Source organism: Pseudomonas sp. P4_C3, assembly GCF_056402075.1.
Window position 1 is genome coordinate 1 of record NZ_JBFUIC010000049.1, and the last position, 15123, is coordinate 15123.

The following is a 15123-nucleotide window of genomic DNA, read 5'->3' on the forward strand; positions in this document are numbered from 1 at the left end:
CCCACTGGCGCATCCGCACACGGCAATGCTTCATGGCATTGACGATGTGCTTTTCGACCAGCGCACGGGAAATACCCAGTTGCTCGGCGATTTGCGGATGGGACAGGCCCTCGATCTTGCGCAACAGGAAGCTCTCGCGGCACAACCGTGGCAGCTCCGCCAAGGCCCGCTGGAGCATGTCCAGGCGCTGGCCGTGATCGAGGACCTTGTGCGGCGAAGGCGTGAAGTAGCGTTCTTCGCTGTCGAGTACGTCCAGCGGCTCAGCGCGACGCAAGGCGTTGCGTCGATGGTCATCGATGACCAGATTCAATGCAGTGCGATAAAGAAATGCCCGGGGCTGCTCGATCGGCGCTTCGCTGGTGCGTTCCAGCACGCGCAGGTAAGCGTCATGCACCACATCTTCGGCCACCTGGCGGTTGCCCAGCCTGGCGTTCAGGAAACACACCAGCTCGCGATAGTAGTTTTCCAACATGACTCCCGTCCGCCTGGGGTGCGGTTTCTGTCCTTGAGCCGTTCCGGCGACCGCTGAATCACRCAGCGGCAAGATAGTGGCAATTTGAGTCGCGTAATTTATAGTAATTCTCATATAGATTTAAAGTACTGCTTCGACTTGCCCGGTAAATTGTCTCGAACCCTGTAGGAGCGAGCTTGCTCGCGAAGGCGGTGGGTCAGTCGAGATCAGTGTTGAATGCCTGGCGCTGGTCAATGCCTGGCTGGAAGAACGCCCGGTGTTGGTGTTCGACGAATGGGCCGCCGACCAGGACCCGACCTTCCGCCACATCTTCTACACCGAGCTGCTGCCGGACCTCAAACGCCTGGGCAAAACCATCATCGTCATCTCCCACGACGACCGCTATTTCGACATGGCCGATCAACTGGTGCGCATGGAATCGGGCCGGGTCGTCACCGAGCGCGCGACCGCCTGACGGTCGTTGCCGCACGCAGACCATTGTTTTTTGAAGTTTGTTCTCCGGTTTAGCCAAAGTGGTCCGTCTAATAATAATTATCATTATCTAAAAAACTGCACACACCATTCTGGAGCGATTCGAGCAATGCAAAGCCTTACTCTGTCCCGCGCACCGCTGGCATTAGCCATCGAACGGCAAAAGAAATTCCGAACGGTCGTGCCGGGCGCGCTGCTGACCCTGTTGCTGCTGGGCACTTCCCAGGTCGAGGCAGCCCCGGTGAACGTCAATGTGCCGGCTCAGTCGCTGGCCAGCGCATTGCGCCAACTGGGCCAGCAGACCAACCTGCAGATTCTCTACAGCCAGGACATGGTCAACGGCATCAAGTCCACGACGGTGTCCGGCAGCATGGAAGCGGAACAGGCACTGAAAACCTTGCTGCTGGGGAGCGGCATCAATTTTCAGTTGAATGGCAACACCGTGTCGCTGGTGCCGGCGGCCGGTGACTCCAGTACGTTGCAACTGGGTGCGACGTCCATCACCGGCGTGGCGCTGGGGCCGACCACTGAAGGCACGCACTCCTATACCAGCGATGAAGTGACCATCGGCAAAGGCAACATCAAGGTCAAGGACATCCCGCAGTCGGTGTCCGTCGTCACGCGCCAACGCATGGACGACCAGAACCTGAACAGCCTGCAGGACGCCCTGCGTCAGGTCACCGGCGTGACCATCAAGACCTACAACTCCGGCTCCAGCCTCAATGACATCTACATGCGTGGCTTCCTCGTCGATCAGGTGCAGGTCGACGGCGTCTCGCAACCCACCGGCCAGGGCGACATGGCCACCAGTTTCGACCTGGCGATGTACGACCGCATCGAAGTGCTGCGCGGTCCTTCGGGCCTGTACCAGGGCGCGGGTGAACCCGGCGGTACGATCAACGTTGTGCGCAAGCGCGCCCTGAGCCAATTCGCCCTCGGTGGCGAACTGGCCGCAGGCTCCTACGATCGCTACCGTTCTTCGGTGGACGTCACCGGCCCGTTGAACGACCAGGGCACCGTGCGCGGTCTCTTCATCACCGCCTACGAGAACAACAAGTCCTTCGTCAACTACGCGCAGAACGAACGCCCGATGGTCTACGGTCGCCTGGAATTCGACCTCGACCCGACCACCACCCTGTCGGTCGGCGGCGCTTACCAACAGAACCACTCCACCCCGGCCTTCGGTCTGCCGGCCTACGCCGACGGCAGATTGCTCGACGTACCGCGCTCGACCTTCGTCGATGCCAAGTGGAACACCCTCGACGAAAAGGTCTGGGAAACCTTCGCCGAACTCGACCACGAACTGGACAACGGCGGTCAGTTCAAGACCACCCTGACCTACCGCGACGCCGAAACCCCGCAGCGTAACTTCACCTGGGCCGACGGCGCGGTCGACCCCACCACCGGTGACAGCTCAGTCGTGGCCTATGACTACTACACCCACATCAAGACCATCGGCGTCGACAGTTTCGTCACCACGCCGTTCGAGTTCGCCAATCGCCGGCACGAGTTCACTCTGGGCGCCGAGTACCAGCACCTGGACAAGGACTTCACCTACGGCGGCGGCGAGTACTTCCCGATCAACGTGTTCGACCCGGGCAGCATCGACATTCCCCACAACGACTATGCGCACGTCAACGGCAACTGGTCCAAGTCCGATCAGTACGGCGTCTACACCCGTGCCAAGTTCAACGTCACCGACTGGCTCGATGTCATCGGCGGCAGCCGCGTCACCTGGTACGAAAGCGATGCGAAAAACGCCAACGCCTTCTTCGACAACTTCGGCGAAGCCCACACCAGCATCAACCGCAAGGTCGTACCGTACGGCGCCATCATCGGCAAGATCACCCCGCAGCTGTCGACCTACTTCAGCTACACCGGCGTGTTCAAACCGCAGAGCGAAATCGGCACGGATGGCAAGCCGGTCGGCCCGCGCGAAGGCAAGCAGTACGAGATCGGCGTCAAGCGCGAATTCTACGACGGTCGCCTGAACGCCAGCATCGCCGCCTTTCGCATCTACGATGAAAACCGCGCCGAATACGACAACACCTCCGGTGCCTACATGACCGAAGGCAAGGCACGTAGCGAGGGCTGGGAAACCGAGCTGAGCGGCAACCTGAGCGAGAACTGGAGCATCGTCACCGGTTACGCCTACACCTCCACCAAGTTCCTGGACGGCGATCAGGCCAACAAAGGCAAGACCTTCAGCACCATTACGCCCAGGCACAACTTCAACCTGTGGAACAAGTACGAGTTCACCGACGGTGCGCTCAAGGACTTCAGCGTCGGCGGTGGCGTGCGTGTGGTCAGCGACACCTACTACCAGCGTGACGTGAAGTTCCAGCAAGGCGGCTTTGCCATCGCCACGGCGCAGGTCGGCTACAAGTTCAACGAACACCTGTCGTCGACACTGACCGCCAACAACCTGTTCGACCGCAAGTACTACGACCGCGTCRATGCCTCCTGGGGCACCAACTTCTACGGCGACCCGCGTACCGTGACCCTGAGCCTGCGCGCGCAGTACTGATGGCTGAAAGCCTCATCTGCAACAAAAAAACCGGGCCGTTGTAGGAGCGAGCTTGCTCCGGGCGGCGATCCGACGATGGATTCAAGAGCGCTGCGTTTAGCCAGTAAACACGCGTTATCGTTAACGACCATCGCGAGCAAGCTCGCTCCTACAGGGGGGCAGCCTTTGTATCTGGAAAGGTGCTCACTCGCTGACGAATGGCAACGGTGATGCGCGTTCGTTGCGCCGGGTTCAGGATTCGACCTGACGCTCGTGCGCTTCGGCCCTGAGTTGCCCGGTATCGACGCGGACAAAGGTGGAATCCCCGACAGCGGTCAGGACATCCCCGGCGAAAACCTCGCAAATGACCCGACTTTTGCGCCCGACATCGCCCTCGACTTTGGCACGCAGTGTCAGGGGGACACCCATCGGGGTGGGCTTGATGAACTTGATGCCCAGGTGACCGGTGACGCAGGTAATGTGGGGCAAGCTGCCCGCTTCGCGCTGCTCTGCCCGATAGTGATAAGCCATCGCAGCCCAGTTGGAGTGGCAATCGACCAGCATCGCAATCAAACCGCCGTAAACCAGGTCCGGCCAGCCGCAGTACTTGTCATCCGGCAAATGCTCGGCCATGACATGCACCCCGTCTTCATGCCAGAAGCTCTTGATGTGCAACCCGTGCGGGTTCTGGCTGCCACAGCCATAACAAACGCCTTCAGGCGCGGCGATGTCTTGAAGCGAAGTGTCCTGCGTGGTCATGCCGTGTTGATCCTCAAGATTTAACCCACCTGTTTCGTTCAGCGTTTATGCCACAACGCCAATATGAATCCGGACTTCGTCAGGGCCGCCATAGGATTCAAAGTCCGTGGCGTAACGACGTTGCACCTGTTGATGCTGTTCAAAGTAGTTCCAGATATCCCCCCAGGCCTGAATGACCGCAGCGGGCATTGGGCCACGGGCTTCGAAGACCAGATACTTGCCTTCCTGAATCTCGATGCTGTCGAAGTCCGCGCTCGTCGCGGTCACGGGCACACCTGCCGTCACGTTGTACAAACCGTTGGCGTCAGATTCATAAGTTGAGTACACACCAACAACAGGTGCATTGGGTAAACGGTCCGGGATCTGCTCGGCAACGCTGCTGGCAAAGAACTGCCCCCACAGCCCGGGGATCTTCGCACTCTCCTTCCGGAATTCATCCTGGTTCTTCGTACGTACGGTCAGACCTGATACGAGGAAGCGAGAAACGTGGGCGATGTTGGGTTCCATTCCGAGATCTCCTGATTGAAGGTTTCAGATTAAAGCACAGCCTGAATCGGTGCGAGCGAGGTCGAATCGTTGTGCCTTGAAGCGGACCGGGTCACCCCGGTCCGCACCGTCGAATCAGTATTGGCAGAAGCGAATCCGATTGCCGAACGGGTCGTAGACTTGCAGCTCTTTACCCCAGCCCTGCTGAACAATATCCGGACGCCCGTATCCGTAGCGCTTGCCGAGCAATTCGTCCCGCAGCAGTTCAATATTTTTCATCGGCACAAATACCGTCGAGCCAGGACTGGCATCGCCATGATGTTCGGAAAGATGCAGTTGCAGCCCGTCGCGACTGATGCCCAGGTACAGCGGCAGATCAGCCTCGAAGCGGTGCTCGAACTCGACGCTGAACCCCAGGAAATCCAGATAAAACTCGCGCGCCTTGCCTTCGTCGAACATCCGCAGGATTGGAATGGGTTTGTCGAAAGTCGCAGCAGGCGTGGACGGCATGTTTGCCGGGGCAAGCATCGCTGACGCGGTGTTCCAGTCCTTGTAGCCCAGTTGCTGCGCGACCAGTTCCAGCGCGGTGGAATGGGTCACCACTTGATTGCGTTCCTCCAGCGAGGCGCGCAACTGTTTGGCCATTTGCCTGGCTTGCTCGATTGAAAACATGACTGCTCCTGTAGCCGAGATGCCTTGGTGCTCGCATTGCCAAATCTCGACCGTCAAGAGAGGCGACAGGGTTCGTACAAGAAGGAGATGCTTTCACCTTTCCCAGCGGGAGCGAGCGGCGGGCAGCATCGGGCCGATGCCGATAATACATAGGCGATACGGGATGCGGAAGACGGCTCGGCAGAACCCTGTCCGAGGCCTGAGGACTATTCCTTCAGGCGTGAAAGTTGCTGAACCACAAATGCCCCGACGGTCCATCAGTGAGTTCGCATTGGCTATGTCACATCCACCAATGACTTCATATGCGTCGCAAAATCATCCTGTATCGGCCGGAACCCGCAGCTAAGGTAAAAGACTGCGCCCTCGGGTGTGTCCGTGGTCAGTCGCACAACGCGGAAATACTCAGACGCCAATTCCAGCAGTTGCTGCACCAACGCTTTGCCTACGTTCTGGCCCCTTGATGCCAGCGCGGCGAAGACAAACAGCGTCCAGTGCGGCGCTTGCAACCGCGTGCACAACAACAGCAACAACAGTGCCCCACCGCCCAGCAACGCCGCCACCGGCAGAATCCGCCCCTGGCCATATCGATCCACCAGGCGCGAGACCTGCGGCGCACAAAAGGCCGTGGCCAGGGCGAACGTCGCCGCCACCGCACCGGCCATTCCGTAGCCACCCTGCAACTGCGAGAGCATGGTGATCAGGCCGATGCCGGTCATGGAAATCGGCATGCGCGCGATCATTCCGGCCAGCACGAATGCGCCACTGCCGGGGGCTTTGAACAACTCGCGATAGGGGTTTGCCATGGGTCCGGCCTCAGTCAGGGCATGCACGTTGCCATAACGGCGAATCGAGGGGGAAGCAGCAATTTGTTGGTTGAATGTGAAGGCCTCTTCGTCAAATGAACTCTCGGCCACCCAAACCAGTCAGCTACTTAGGACCCAGATTCCCGGAGTTTCACGACAATGGCTGATCCCCCTGAACGCCAAAGCCCCATCGACGCCCACGGCATCATCGGCGACATGCGCAGTGCGGCGCTGGTCAACGACAAAGGCAGTGTGGATTTTTTCTGCTGGCCGGAATTCGACAGTCCGTCGATCTTCTGCTCACTGCTGGACACCCCCGAGGCGGGGATTTTCCAGTTGTCGCCGGACTTGCCCGATGCTCGCCGCGAACAGATTTACCTGCCCGACACCAATGTGCTGCTGAGCCGCTGGCTCAGTGATCGCGCCGTGGTCGAAGTTACCGACCTGCTGCCTGTCGGCGACACCGAAGATGACCTGCCGCTGCTGATGCGGCGGATCCGCGTGGTCAGCGGCAGCGCCACTTTCCACATGCGTTGCGCTGTGCGCCATGACTACGCCCGTGCCACGACCCACGCACGCGTGGACAAGCGGGACGTGATCTTCGAGGCCGCCAGTCAACCGTCGCTGCGGCTATCTTCGGATCAGGCCTTACGCATCGACGCCAATGTGGCGGTCGCCGAATTCACCCTCGAGCAAGACCAGACAGGCCAGTTCCTGCTCGGCGCCGTCAACGATGCTCGCTTCAAGGAAGGCGCTGCCGAACTGTGCCTGGAGCGCACCCTGAAGTTCTGGCGCGACTGGATCGGCCAGTCCAACTACCGCGGCCGCTGGCGCGAAATGGTCAACCGCTCGGCCCTGGCAATGAAGCTGCTGACCTCGCGCAAACACGGCGCGATTCTCGCCGCCGCGACGTTCGGCCTGCCGGAAAGCCCCGGTGGCAAACGCAACTGGGACTATCGCTTCACCTGGATCCGCGACGCCTCATTCACCGTTTATGCATTCATGCGCCTGGGCTTCGTCGAAGAGGCCAACGCCTACATGCGCTGGTTGCGCGGGCGGGTCAGCGACTGCCATGGCAAACCGATGAAACTCAACATCCTGTACGCCATCGACGGTCGCCAGGAATTACCGGAGGTCGAGCTGCCGCACCTGTCCGGCCATGCTGGCGCACAACCGGTGCGCATCGGCAATCAGGCCTACGAACAGGTCCAGCTCGACATTTTTGGCGAGCTGATGGACGCGATCTACCTGGTTAACAAATACGGCGAAGCCATTTCCCATGAAGGCTGGAAACACACGGTGGAAGTGGTGGATCAGGTCTGCGCAACCTGGGAGCAAAAGGATGTCGGCATCTGGGAAATGCGCGGCGGGCAATACCATTTCCTGCATTCACGGCTGATGTGCTGGGTCGCCCTGGACCGCGCCATCCGCCTCGCCTCAAAACGTTCGCTGCCGGCACCGTTCGCACGTTGGGACCAGACCCGTCAGGCGATCTACGCCGACATCTGGGAGAACTTCTGGAATGAAGAGCGCGGGCATTTCGTCCAGCACATCGGCGGCACCGGCCTGGACGGTTCGATGCTGCTGATGCCGCTGGTGCGTTTCGTCAGCGCCCGCGACCCGCGCTGGCTGGCGACCCTGCAAGCCATCGAAAAGAGCCTGGTGCGCGACGGCATGGTCTACCGCTACCGCAACGACGACAGCCAGATCGACGGCCTGCCCGGCAGCGAAGGCGCCTTCGCCGCGTGCTCGTTCTGGTACGTCGAATGCATGGCCCGCGCCGGCCAGCTGGACAAGGCTCACCTGGAGTTCGAACAGTTGCTCAGGTACGCCAACCCGCTGGGGTTGTATGCCGAAGAGCTCGACAGCCATGGGCGGCACATGGGCAACACACCGCAAGCGCTGACGCACCTGGCGTTGATCAGTGCGGCGTGTTTTCTGGACCGGAGGTTGAGTGGGGAGAAAAACGTCTGGCAGCCGTGAGTACAAGCTTCCAACACCATCCACAGGTTTCGCAAACTTAGCCCTACACTTTTTAAACACCTGCCGTCAGCAAACACCCCCGAAATTACCCTTTGCCAGCCACTACATCCCCACCTAACATCCTTGCTCAACGGGTACAGCGGAGCTGTCCAGCCTCCCCGAATTCAAGGAACCAGAATGACCCAACGCATCCAGCGCAGTATCGATTCCCCGCTCCGAACCGGTTTGAACCGCGAAGAACTCTGGGAGGCCGGTGACAAGGGCTTGATCAAATGCTGGGAAGTCGGCCGCCAGCGCGCCGCCCGCTTCCCTGACCTCGCCCGACAGTGCCTCGCCGGCGAGTTGCCGGTACTAGGCTGGAAAGGTGGCGTGAGCCGCAGCCTGAAGAAACTCGAAAAATATGGCTCCCTCAAATACCTCGCACAGTGGCAAGGGTTGCGTGGGGAAGACCTGGACGTGGATCTGGCACAGGAACGAGCACTGACATGTACTCGGACCGGCATGGTGGTGACGTTTACGCCGGATCGGGCGAAGTATTTCAATCAAATAGCGGAAGTTGAATCCCAGGAGCAGTGACAATGGTCGATTTGCATCAGGAATTTCAAAACAGTGGATTCTTCCACGAAGCACGCATTGATAAACGTTCAGCCGACGCGCTGGTAGGCATTGCGGCTGGACTCGCTGCCGATGGCAAGATCAACCAGCAGGAAGCCGAGTTTCTCAAGAGCTGGATCGAAGTTCATTTGTGTCATCTGGGTGATCCAGTCGTGAACATCCTCTATAAACGCCTCTCCAACATGCTGAGTGATGGCGTGCTGGACTCCGAAGAATCGGCTGAGCTACTGGACATGCTGCACCAGTTTGCAGGTCTGCCGATTGGCTCTGACCAGATCTTCACAACTCCTTGCTGTCTTCCACTCGATAACCCTGCACCCGCACTGAACTGGATTGATCGGGTTTTCCTGTTCACCGGAGTTATGGCTTACGGTCCGCGCAAAGAATGCGAGTCGCTGATAGTCGAACGCGGCGGCCTGATTGGTGGCTCGGTCAGCAAAAAAATCAACTATCTGGTGGTTGGCAGCATCGGAAACGATCAATGGCTTCATAGCACTTATGGCACCAAGATCAAAAAAGCCGTTGAACTGAGAGAGAGCGGTGTTCCTATCGCGATCATCAGTGAAGAACACTGGCAAAGGGTGCTGTTCGGGTAACACAACTATCGGCACCAAGGGGGGATGATGATTGAGCAGCCACTAAAGACCGTCCGCACGTCACAACTCGACATTGCCTACGAAGAACACGGCCCCGCTACCGGCGACCCGGTCATCCTGCTTCATGGCTTTCCCTATTCACCGCGCGCCTACGACGAAATCGCCCCTGCTCTCGCCGCCAAGCGTTACCGCGTGATCGTCCCGTATCTGCGGGGATACGGCCCGACGCGCTTCATCAGAGCCGATACGCTGCGCTCTGGCCAGCAAGCCGCCCTTGCCCAGGATTTGCTTGACCTGATGGATGCCCTTTCCATTAAACAGGCGTCCCTCTGTGGCTACGATTGGGGCGGTCGGGCGGCGTGCATTGTGGCGGCACTGTGGCCGGAACGGGTGCGCTGCCTGGTTACGGGCGATGGCTATAACCTTCAGGACATCCCCCATTCGACACTGCCTCTGGCTCCTGAGGCCGAGCATCGCTATTGGTATCAGTACTATTTCCACACACCTCGTGGCGTCGCGGGCCTGACCGAAAATCGCCACGCTTTTTGCGAATTGCTCTGGAAACTGTGGTCACCCACCTGGGCCGACAACGCTGCACGCTATCCGTTGAGCGCCCCGGCCTTCGATAACCCGGATTTCGTCGACGTTGTGATTCACTCCTACCGCCACCGTTTCATGTATGCCCTTGGCGATCCGACGTTGGAATGGATGGAGCAGGCCCTGAGCAAACAGCCGAGTATCAGCGTACCGACGATTTCCTTGTGCGGTGCCGATGATGGCGTCGGTCCCGCGGAAGAAATCGACGAAGATATCAGGCATTTCACCGGCTCCTATGAGCGTCGAGTGCTGGCAGGCGTTGGCCACAACATTCCCGAAGAAGCGTCAGAAGCAACACTCAAGGCGCTATTGGATCTGCTCCAGCACTGACCGAAAACCGCTCCCGATAAGCCTGCGGCGTCACGCCCATGGCCCGCAGGAAACTGCGGCGCAGGGTTTCTTCGCTGCCGAAGCCGCATTGCACCGCCACCCGTTTGATCGGCACGCCAGTATCGCTGAGCAAACGCCGTGCGGTTTCGACGCGGATCAGTTCGATGGCCCGGGCCGGGGTCTGGCCGGTGTCGGCGCGGTAGTGGCGCACGAAGCTGCGCTCGCTCATGCCGGCCTGCAAGGCCAGGGTCGGGATGCCAAGGTCCTGGGTCAGATTTTCGCTGATCCAGGCGTGAAGTTCGTCGAAACGGTTGCCTTTCTGTTGCAGGGACAGGGTTACGCTGAATTGCGACTGGCCACCCGGACGCTTGAGAAACACCACCAGTTGCCGGGCGACTTCGAGGGCCATGACGCGCCCGAGGTCTTCTTCGACCATGGCCAACGCCAGGTCGATACCGGCAGTCACTCCGGCCGAGGTCCAGACCGGACCGTCGTTGATGAAGATCGGATTGGGCTCGACCTGCAAGCGCGGGTGCTGCTGCGCCAGTTGCTCGCAACGGGTCCAGTGGGTGACCACACGCCGGCCGTCGAGCCAGCCGCTGGCCGCCAGCAGGARCGCGCCGGTGCACACCGAGGAAACCCGCCGGCAGCCACGGGCATGTTCGCGCACCCAGGCGACCAGCGGCGCATCTTGCGCCGCTGCGTAAACACCCCAGCCACCGGCGATGATCAGAGTATCGCTGCCCCCATCCGGCAAAGGTTCGGCCAACAGCGCCAACCCCGCCGACGACATCACCGCCCCGCCGCCGCTGGCAATCACCGTCGGCGCGTAGGGTCGTGGCAGGCCTTGCTGACGGGCAATGTCGTTGGCCGAAGCGAATACCTGTAGCGGCCCGGTGACGTCGAGCAATTGCACGTTGGCGAAAGCGAGTACATGGATGGTTTTCGACATTTGGCGTAATTCGTGGGGATATTGGCGTATRCGCCAAAGCCTACGAGCCTACAGTCAAACCGTCCACCCACTTCACGAGAAAAACACCATGACGTTGCAGATCGGTTTTCTGTTGTTTCCACAGGTTCAGCAGCTGGACCTGACCGGCCCTTATGACGTGCTGGCCTCGCTGCCGGATGTGAAAGTGCATCTGATCTGGAAAGACCTGATGCCGGTCACCGCCAGCACCGGCCTGCTGTTGAAACCGACCACCACCTTCGATGATTGCCCGGCACTGGACGTGATCTGCGTGCCCGGTGGTAGTGGCGTCGGGCCGTTGATGGAAGATGACCAGACCCTGGACTTTCTCAAGGCACAGGCCACCAACGCCCGCTACATCACCTCGGTGTGCACCGGCGCGCTGGTGCTGGGCGCGGCGGGACTGCTCAAAGGCAAACGCGCCACCACTCACTGGGCGTATCACGAACTGCTCAAGCCGCTGGGCGCAATCGCGGTGAAAGACCGGGTGGTTCGCGACGGCAATCTGTTGACCGGTGGCGGCATCACCGCCGGTATCGACTTCGCCCTGACCCTGGCCGCCGAGCTGTTCGACCAGTCCACCGCCGAGCTGGTGCAGCTGCAACTGGAATACGCCCCGGCCCCACCGTTTAGCGCGGGCAGCCCCGAGACGGCCCCGGCCAGTGTGCTGGAGGAGGCTCGCCAGCGGGCTGCCGGCTCATTGAAGCTGCGGGCGCAGATCACCGAGCGCGCGGCGGCGAAACTCGACCGACAGTGAAAAAATGGCGGGAGAAACACGGTTCCTGCCGCCATGACTATTCCTGCGCTCACAAAAAAACCCGCCGAAGCGGGTTTTTCCAAGACCATGACGACTCCTTGTCGTAGCGTTCCTTGCAGATGGTCGATCATCCGTGATCCTGAGCACATCCTGTGCTTCAGTGGGTGAAGCGAGATTACGCATCGGATCCAATTTATAACAGACGACATCGCTACCATCGTGTGTAAGACATTCGCTATAAACCACCTTCCAAAACCCTTAAACGCCTCAGGTTTCGAGCCGACTTCCGCCACTCTGTTGCTCGTGGGACTTGGCATTATCGATCAAAAACTGCTCGATATTGTTCATTTGCTCTTCCCAGCCACGACTGTCCATGCGGAAAGCCCTTTCGCGACGGGCCTGGGGAATGTGATCGAAACCGGACTCGGAGACTTTGAGCAATGTGCCGTTGTCCATGTCTTCGAGCTCGAATTTCACCAGTGTGGTGGGCTCCTGGGAGTAATCGACTTCCGGTTTCACGGCATAAGGGTGCCAGCGAAACGAAAACAGCCGTTCCGGCTCGACTCGCTCCACCAGTACGTTCCAGCGCAAATGCTCATAACCGGGGTAGGTAACCTGCCCCTGGGTCCACTCGCCTGCCACAAAACGCTTTCCCTCCAGCGCCACGCCAAACCACTGTCCGAACATTTCGGCATTGGCCAGCACGCGCCAGACCTGTGAACGCTTGGCCTTGAGCAGGATTTTCCTTTCGATGCGATCAGATGCTGGGTTCATAAGTCACCTCCTGTACTTGAACAGTAGGTCAAAAACCACACGACCAACCTTGAAGTTGTACCAATCGGGATGTGCAATCAACCATACCTGAGATATTCGGTTGCATTTACGACAATAAGTTCTGGGGCAGGAGAATAGTCAGAGAATCGAAACTGCTAACGTTCCCCATCGAAATCTTCCCCTGAAAGGAGTCAGCCATGAATAAACTGCGCGGTAGTTGCCTGTGCAAGGCCATCGAATACCAACTCGACAGCCTCGACATGCCCATCAGCCATTGCCATTGCCAAACCTGCCGCAAGGCACACGCAGCCGCTTTTGCATCGACCGCCGGGGTCATGCGCGAGCATTTTCGCTGGACCAAAGGCCAGGATCGCCTGAGCCGCCATGAATCGTCGCCGGGCAAGTTTCGGTATTTCTGTTCGGCCTGCGGTTCACACCTGATAGCCGAACGGCCGACCCAGCCGCACGTGATCGTTCGGGTGGCGACACTGGATACCGATCCGCAGATGACGCCCCAGGCGCATATCTGGACGGCCCATGACGTGCCATGGCTGGAATACGATTCGGTGGAAAAACACGCGCAATGGCAAGCGTAGCGGGCTGAATGCCCCTCGGCGCTACACTGCATCTCTCATTCGGTCACAGCGAGCACTCGAGCATGAACCCACGCTTACTAATGGCGCTGACGCCTTTGTTGTTCACCTCCCTGGCCCATGCTGCCGTGAACTGCGACAACGCCACCGACCAGGTCACGATGAACCAGTGCGCATCGCAGCAGCATGCGGCGGCGGACAAGGAGTTGAATGCGCTTTACCAGCAAATCACTTCGCGACTCAAGAGCAACCCGGACAGCAAGAAGTTACTGGTGGGTGCGCAGCGGTCGTGGATTGCGTTTCGCGATGCCGAGTGCAGGTTCTCTGCGTCCGGGGTGGAAGGCGGGAGTGTGTATCCGCTGATCTACAGCAATTGCGTGACGGAGCTGACCAAGGCACGGGTTCAGACGTTCAAGCAGTACTTGAAGTGTCAGGAGGGGGATTTGAGTTGTCCGGTGCCGGGGGTTTGAGTGTTGCAGTGTTTTTGAGGGCCTCATCGCGAGCAAGCTCGCTCCCACAGGGTTCGGGGGTGTTCACACAATAGTGGTCACACTGAAAATCCACTGTGGGAGCGAGCTTGCTCGCGATAGCGTCAGGTCAGGCGCCGCAACTACCGCACAAAAATCTGCGCCGTGGTAATCGCCATATCCCCGCCCGGCAACTTGACGCTGCCCGTCTGTTTCAGGCTGTCGGCATCAAAGATCGCCACATCGTTGAAGGTCCCCGCCAGGTAGATCTTGCTGCCGTCCTTGTTGAAGGAAATGCAGTAGTAGGAGTGATCGAGCGTGGCGGACTGGAGCATTTTCTTCTGCTTGATGTCGTACTTGGCCAGACGGTTGAGCACGCCAAACATCAGGTTCGGGTCCTTGGGCGAGCGCATGCCGCTGAAGTAGATTTCCGTCAGAGGACCGAAGTCGGTGGTTTCGGTCTTGCCGGTCTTCAGGTCGACACTGAACAGGCCGTACAGGTATTCGGCGGTGGCCGGGTCCTGTTTCTTGTCCTTGAACTTCGCCGCGGTGTAGAGCAGCGAGAAGTCATGCCGGTAGGTCTGCTGGTTCCACACGTAGAGCACGTCCGGTGCGCTGTAGTTCGGGCGTTTCCAGTGGCGGCTGGGGATCAGCACATCGAACTTGCCGGTTTGCACATTGACCTTGTAGACGTCCGCCCCGGCCACGTACAGCGTGCCGTCGTCACCGCTCTGCATGATGGTCAGCTGGCGCGGCGCCGGGAAACTGCGCACCGGTTTGGCGTCCATGCCAGCGTTGGTGGCATACACGTCGAGTCGTGGCTGCTGTACTTCGTAACGGTCGTTCATCATCAACGTCGGGTTGGCGACCGTGTACAGCTCCTTGCCATCATGGCTGAGGGTGAAAGCAAACATCGAGCGCGCTTTCTCCCCCGGCTKCTGGGTGATGCTGGCGTGGAACACCTGTTTGCARCTGYCSAGYTCRACGCCGTAGACATCCGCATAGTGGTTGTTMAGCACGTAGGCGRTCTTGCGGTCCGGCGACAGYTGCACGGTGCCGGGGCCGAAGGCGTCGGGCATCTTGCAGGTCTTGAACAGGGTGTCAGTGGCCAGGTCGATCACGTGCAGGTTGTTCGGGTAGTTGGTGGTCAACATGTATTCGTGACCGTCTTGCAACGCGGTGTTTTCATCGGCCAGGACACTGACCGAACAGCTGCTCAGGACCGCAAACGCGGCCAGGCCGCAGGCTTTGATATTACGCATGCTGGAATCC

Annotated in this window: 16 protein-coding genes and 1 pseudogene; 9 read left to right on the forward strand and 8 right to left on the reverse strand. The window is 59.5% G+C overall.

The genetic code is table 11. From position 1 onward, the window contains the following. A partial coding sequence (locus AC1DVH_RS11395; protein WP_477753883.1) for a sigma-70 family RNA polymerase sigma factor occupies window positions 1–472 on the reverse strand: 472 nt, incomplete at its 3' end. 220 nt (window positions 473–692) lie between these two features. On the opposite strand from AC1DVH_RS11395, the pseudogene AC1DVH_RS11400 reads away from it, so the two are divergent. After that, window positions 693–926 (forward strand): annotated as a pseudogene (locus AC1DVH_RS11400) (cyclic peptide transporter); the annotation flags it as partial. A 126-nt stretch (window positions 927–1052) separates the two neighbouring features. Next, window positions 1053–3470 (forward strand): TonB-dependent siderophore receptor, encoded by a 2418-nt coding sequence (locus AC1DVH_RS11405; RefSeq protein ID WP_477753884.1) that lies wholly within the window; start codon window positions 1053–1055, stop codon window positions 3468–3470. A 231-nt stretch (window positions 3471–3701) separates the two neighbouring features. Here the strand turns inward: AC1DVH_RS11405 and AC1DVH_RS11410 are convergent, their stop codons facing one another. The 4 genes from AC1DVH_RS11410 to AC1DVH_RS11425 all read right to left on the reverse strand — a co-directional run bounded on the left by AC1DVH_RS11410 (window position 3702) and on the right by AC1DVH_RS11425 (window position 6169). Beyond that, window positions 3702–4208 (reverse strand): PaaI family thioesterase, encoded by a 507-nt coding sequence (locus AC1DVH_RS11410; protein ID WP_477753885.1) that lies wholly within the window; start codon window positions 4206–4208, stop codon window positions 3702–3704. Between the two features lie 45 nt (window positions 4209–4253). After that, window positions 4254–4715 carry a GyrI-like domain-containing protein gene (locus AC1DVH_RS11415; RefSeq protein ID WP_477753886.1) on the reverse strand — a complete coding sequence of 154 codons (462 nt, stop codon included), beginning with the start codon at window positions 4713–4715 and terminating at the stop codon, window positions 4254–4256. Between the two features lie 114 nt (window positions 4716–4829). Then, window positions 4830–5366 (reverse strand): glyoxalase superfamily protein, encoded by a 537-nt coding sequence (locus AC1DVH_RS11420; protein WP_477753887.1) that lies wholly within the window; start codon window positions 5364–5366, stop codon window positions 4830–4832. Between the two features lie 275 nt (window positions 5367–5641). Next, complete coding sequence (locus tag AC1DVH_RS11425; protein ID WP_477753888.1) at window positions 5642–6169, reverse strand: MFS transporter; 528 nt, start codon at window positions 6167–6169, stop codon at window positions 5642–5644. Between the two features lie 159 nt (window positions 6170–6328). On the opposite strand from AC1DVH_RS11425, the gene AC1DVH_RS11430 reads away from it, so the two are divergent. The 4 genes from AC1DVH_RS11430 to AC1DVH_RS11445 all read left to right on the forward strand — a co-directional run bounded on the left by AC1DVH_RS11430 (window position 6329) and on the right by AC1DVH_RS11445 (window position 10290). Then, complete coding sequence (locus AC1DVH_RS11430) at window positions 6329–8152, forward strand: glycoside hydrolase family 15 protein (protein WP_477753889.1); 1824 nt, start codon at window positions 6329–6331, stop codon at window positions 8150–8152. A gap of 177 nt (window positions 8153–8329) precedes the next feature. Then, the gene (locus AC1DVH_RS11435; protein WP_477753890.1) at window positions 8330–8728 is read left to right on the forward strand and encodes a hypothetical protein; all 399 of its coding nucleotides are present in this window, start codon (window positions 8330–8332) and stop codon (window positions 8726–8728) included. 2 nt (window positions 8729–8730) lie between these two features. Continuing rightward, complete coding sequence (locus AC1DVH_RS11440; protein ID WP_477753891.1) at window positions 8731–9363, forward strand: BRCT domain-containing protein; 633 nt, start codon at window positions 8731–8733, stop codon at window positions 9361–9363. A gap of 24 nt (window positions 9364–9387) precedes the next feature. Next, on the forward strand, window positions 9388–10290 hold the full coding sequence (locus AC1DVH_RS11445) for an alpha/beta fold hydrolase (RefSeq protein ID WP_477753892.1): 903 nt from the start codon (window positions 9388–9390) through the stop codon (window positions 10288–10290). On the opposite strand, the gene AC1DVH_RS11450 is transcribed toward AC1DVH_RS11445, so the two are convergent. After that, the gene (locus AC1DVH_RS11450) at window positions 10259–11242 is read right to left on the reverse strand and encodes a GlxA family transcriptional regulator (protein WP_477753893.1); all 984 of its coding nucleotides are present in this window, start codon (window positions 11240–11242) and stop codon (window positions 10259–10261) included. The genes AC1DVH_RS11445 and AC1DVH_RS11450 overlap by 32 nt on opposite strands. Before the next feature lie 88 nt (window positions 11243–11330). Here AC1DVH_RS11450 and inhA point away from each other — a divergent pair, with 88 nt between their 5' ends. Further along, window positions 11331–12017 carry an isonitrile hydratase gene (inhA, locus tag AC1DVH_RS11455; protein WP_477753894.1) on the forward strand — a complete coding sequence of 229 codons (687 nt, stop codon included), beginning with the start codon at window positions 11331–11333 and terminating at the stop codon, window positions 12015–12017. 267 nt (window positions 12018–12284) lie between these two features. Here inhA and AC1DVH_RS11460 read toward each other — a convergent pair whose 3' ends face one another. Next, complete coding sequence (locus AC1DVH_RS11460) at window positions 12285–12791, reverse strand: SRPBCC family protein (protein WP_477753895.1); 507 nt, start codon at window positions 12789–12791, stop codon at window positions 12285–12287. Window positions 12792–12988: 197 nt separating this feature from the next. On the opposite strand from AC1DVH_RS11460, the gene AC1DVH_RS11465 reads away from it, so the two are divergent. Both AC1DVH_RS11465 and AC1DVH_RS11470 read left to right on the forward strand, forming a co-directional pair. Next, window positions 12989–13387 carry a GFA family protein gene (locus AC1DVH_RS11465; RefSeq protein ID WP_477753896.1) on the forward strand — a complete coding sequence of 133 codons (399 nt, stop codon included), beginning with the start codon at window positions 12989–12991 and terminating at the stop codon, window positions 13385–13387. A gap of 62 nt (window positions 13388–13449) precedes the next feature. Continuing rightward, window positions 13450–13854 carry a lysozyme inhibitor LprI family protein gene (locus AC1DVH_RS11470; protein WP_477753897.1) on the forward strand — a complete coding sequence of 135 codons (405 nt, stop codon included), beginning with the start codon at window positions 13450–13452 and terminating at the stop codon, window positions 13852–13854. Between the two features lie 140 nt (window positions 13855–13994). Here the strand turns inward: AC1DVH_RS11470 and peaD are convergent, their stop codons facing one another. Continuing rightward, window positions 13995–15113, reverse strand: coding sequence for a quinohemoprotein amine dehydrogenase subunit beta (peaD, locus tag AC1DVH_RS11475; protein WP_477753898.1), 1119 nt, complete (start codon window positions 15111–15113; stop codon window positions 13995–13997). Window positions 15114–15123: the final 10 nt, after the last annotated feature.

Bases quoted from the DNA above. Each gene is read 5' to 3' on its own strand.
- AC1DVH_RS11445 (WP_477753892.1), top strand. From the start codon at position 9,388: ATGATGATTGAGCAGCCACTAAAGACCGTCCGCACGTCACAACTCGAC.
- inhA (WP_477753894.1), top strand. From the start codon at position 11,331: ATGACGTTGCAGATCGGTTTTCTGTTGTTTCCACAGGTTCAGCAGCTG.
- AC1DVH_RS11430 (WP_477753889.1), top strand. From the start codon at position 6,329: ATGGCTGATCCCCCTGAACGCCAAAGCCCCATCGACGCCCACGGCATC.
- AC1DVH_RS11435 (WP_477753890.1), top strand. From the start codon at position 8,330: ATGACCCAACGCATCCAGCGCAGTATCGATTCCCCGCTCCGAACCGGT.
- AC1DVH_RS11470 (WP_477753897.1), top strand. From the start codon at position 13,450: ATGAACCCACGCTTACTAATGGCGCTGACGCCTTTGTTGTTCACCTCC.
- AC1DVH_RS11425 (WP_477753888.1), bottom strand. From the start codon at position 6,169: ATGGCAAACCCCTATCGCGAGTTGTTCAAAGCCCCCGGCAGTGGCGCA.
- AC1DVH_RS11465 (WP_477753896.1), top strand. From the start codon at position 12,989: ATGAATAAACTGCGCGGTAGTTGCCTGTGCAAGGCCATCGAATACCAA.
- AC1DVH_RS11440 (WP_477753891.1), top strand. From the start codon at position 8,731: ATGGTCGATTTGCATCAGGAATTTCAAAACAGTGGATTCTTCCACGAA.
- AC1DVH_RS11420 (WP_477753887.1), bottom strand. From the start codon at position 5,366: ATGTTTTCAATCGAGCAAGCCAGGCAAATGGCCAAACAGTTGCGCGCC.
- AC1DVH_RS11410 (WP_477753885.1), bottom strand. From the start codon at position 4,208: ATGACCACGCAGGACACTTCGCTTCAAGACATCGCCGCGCCTGAAGGC.
- AC1DVH_RS11460 (WP_477753895.1), bottom strand. From the start codon at position 12,791: ATGAACCCAGCATCTGATCGCATCGAAAGGAAAATCCTGCTCAAGGCC.
- AC1DVH_RS11415 (WP_477753886.1), bottom strand. From the start codon at position 4,715: ATGGAACCCAACATCGCCCACGTTTCTCGCTTCCTCGTATCAGGTCTG.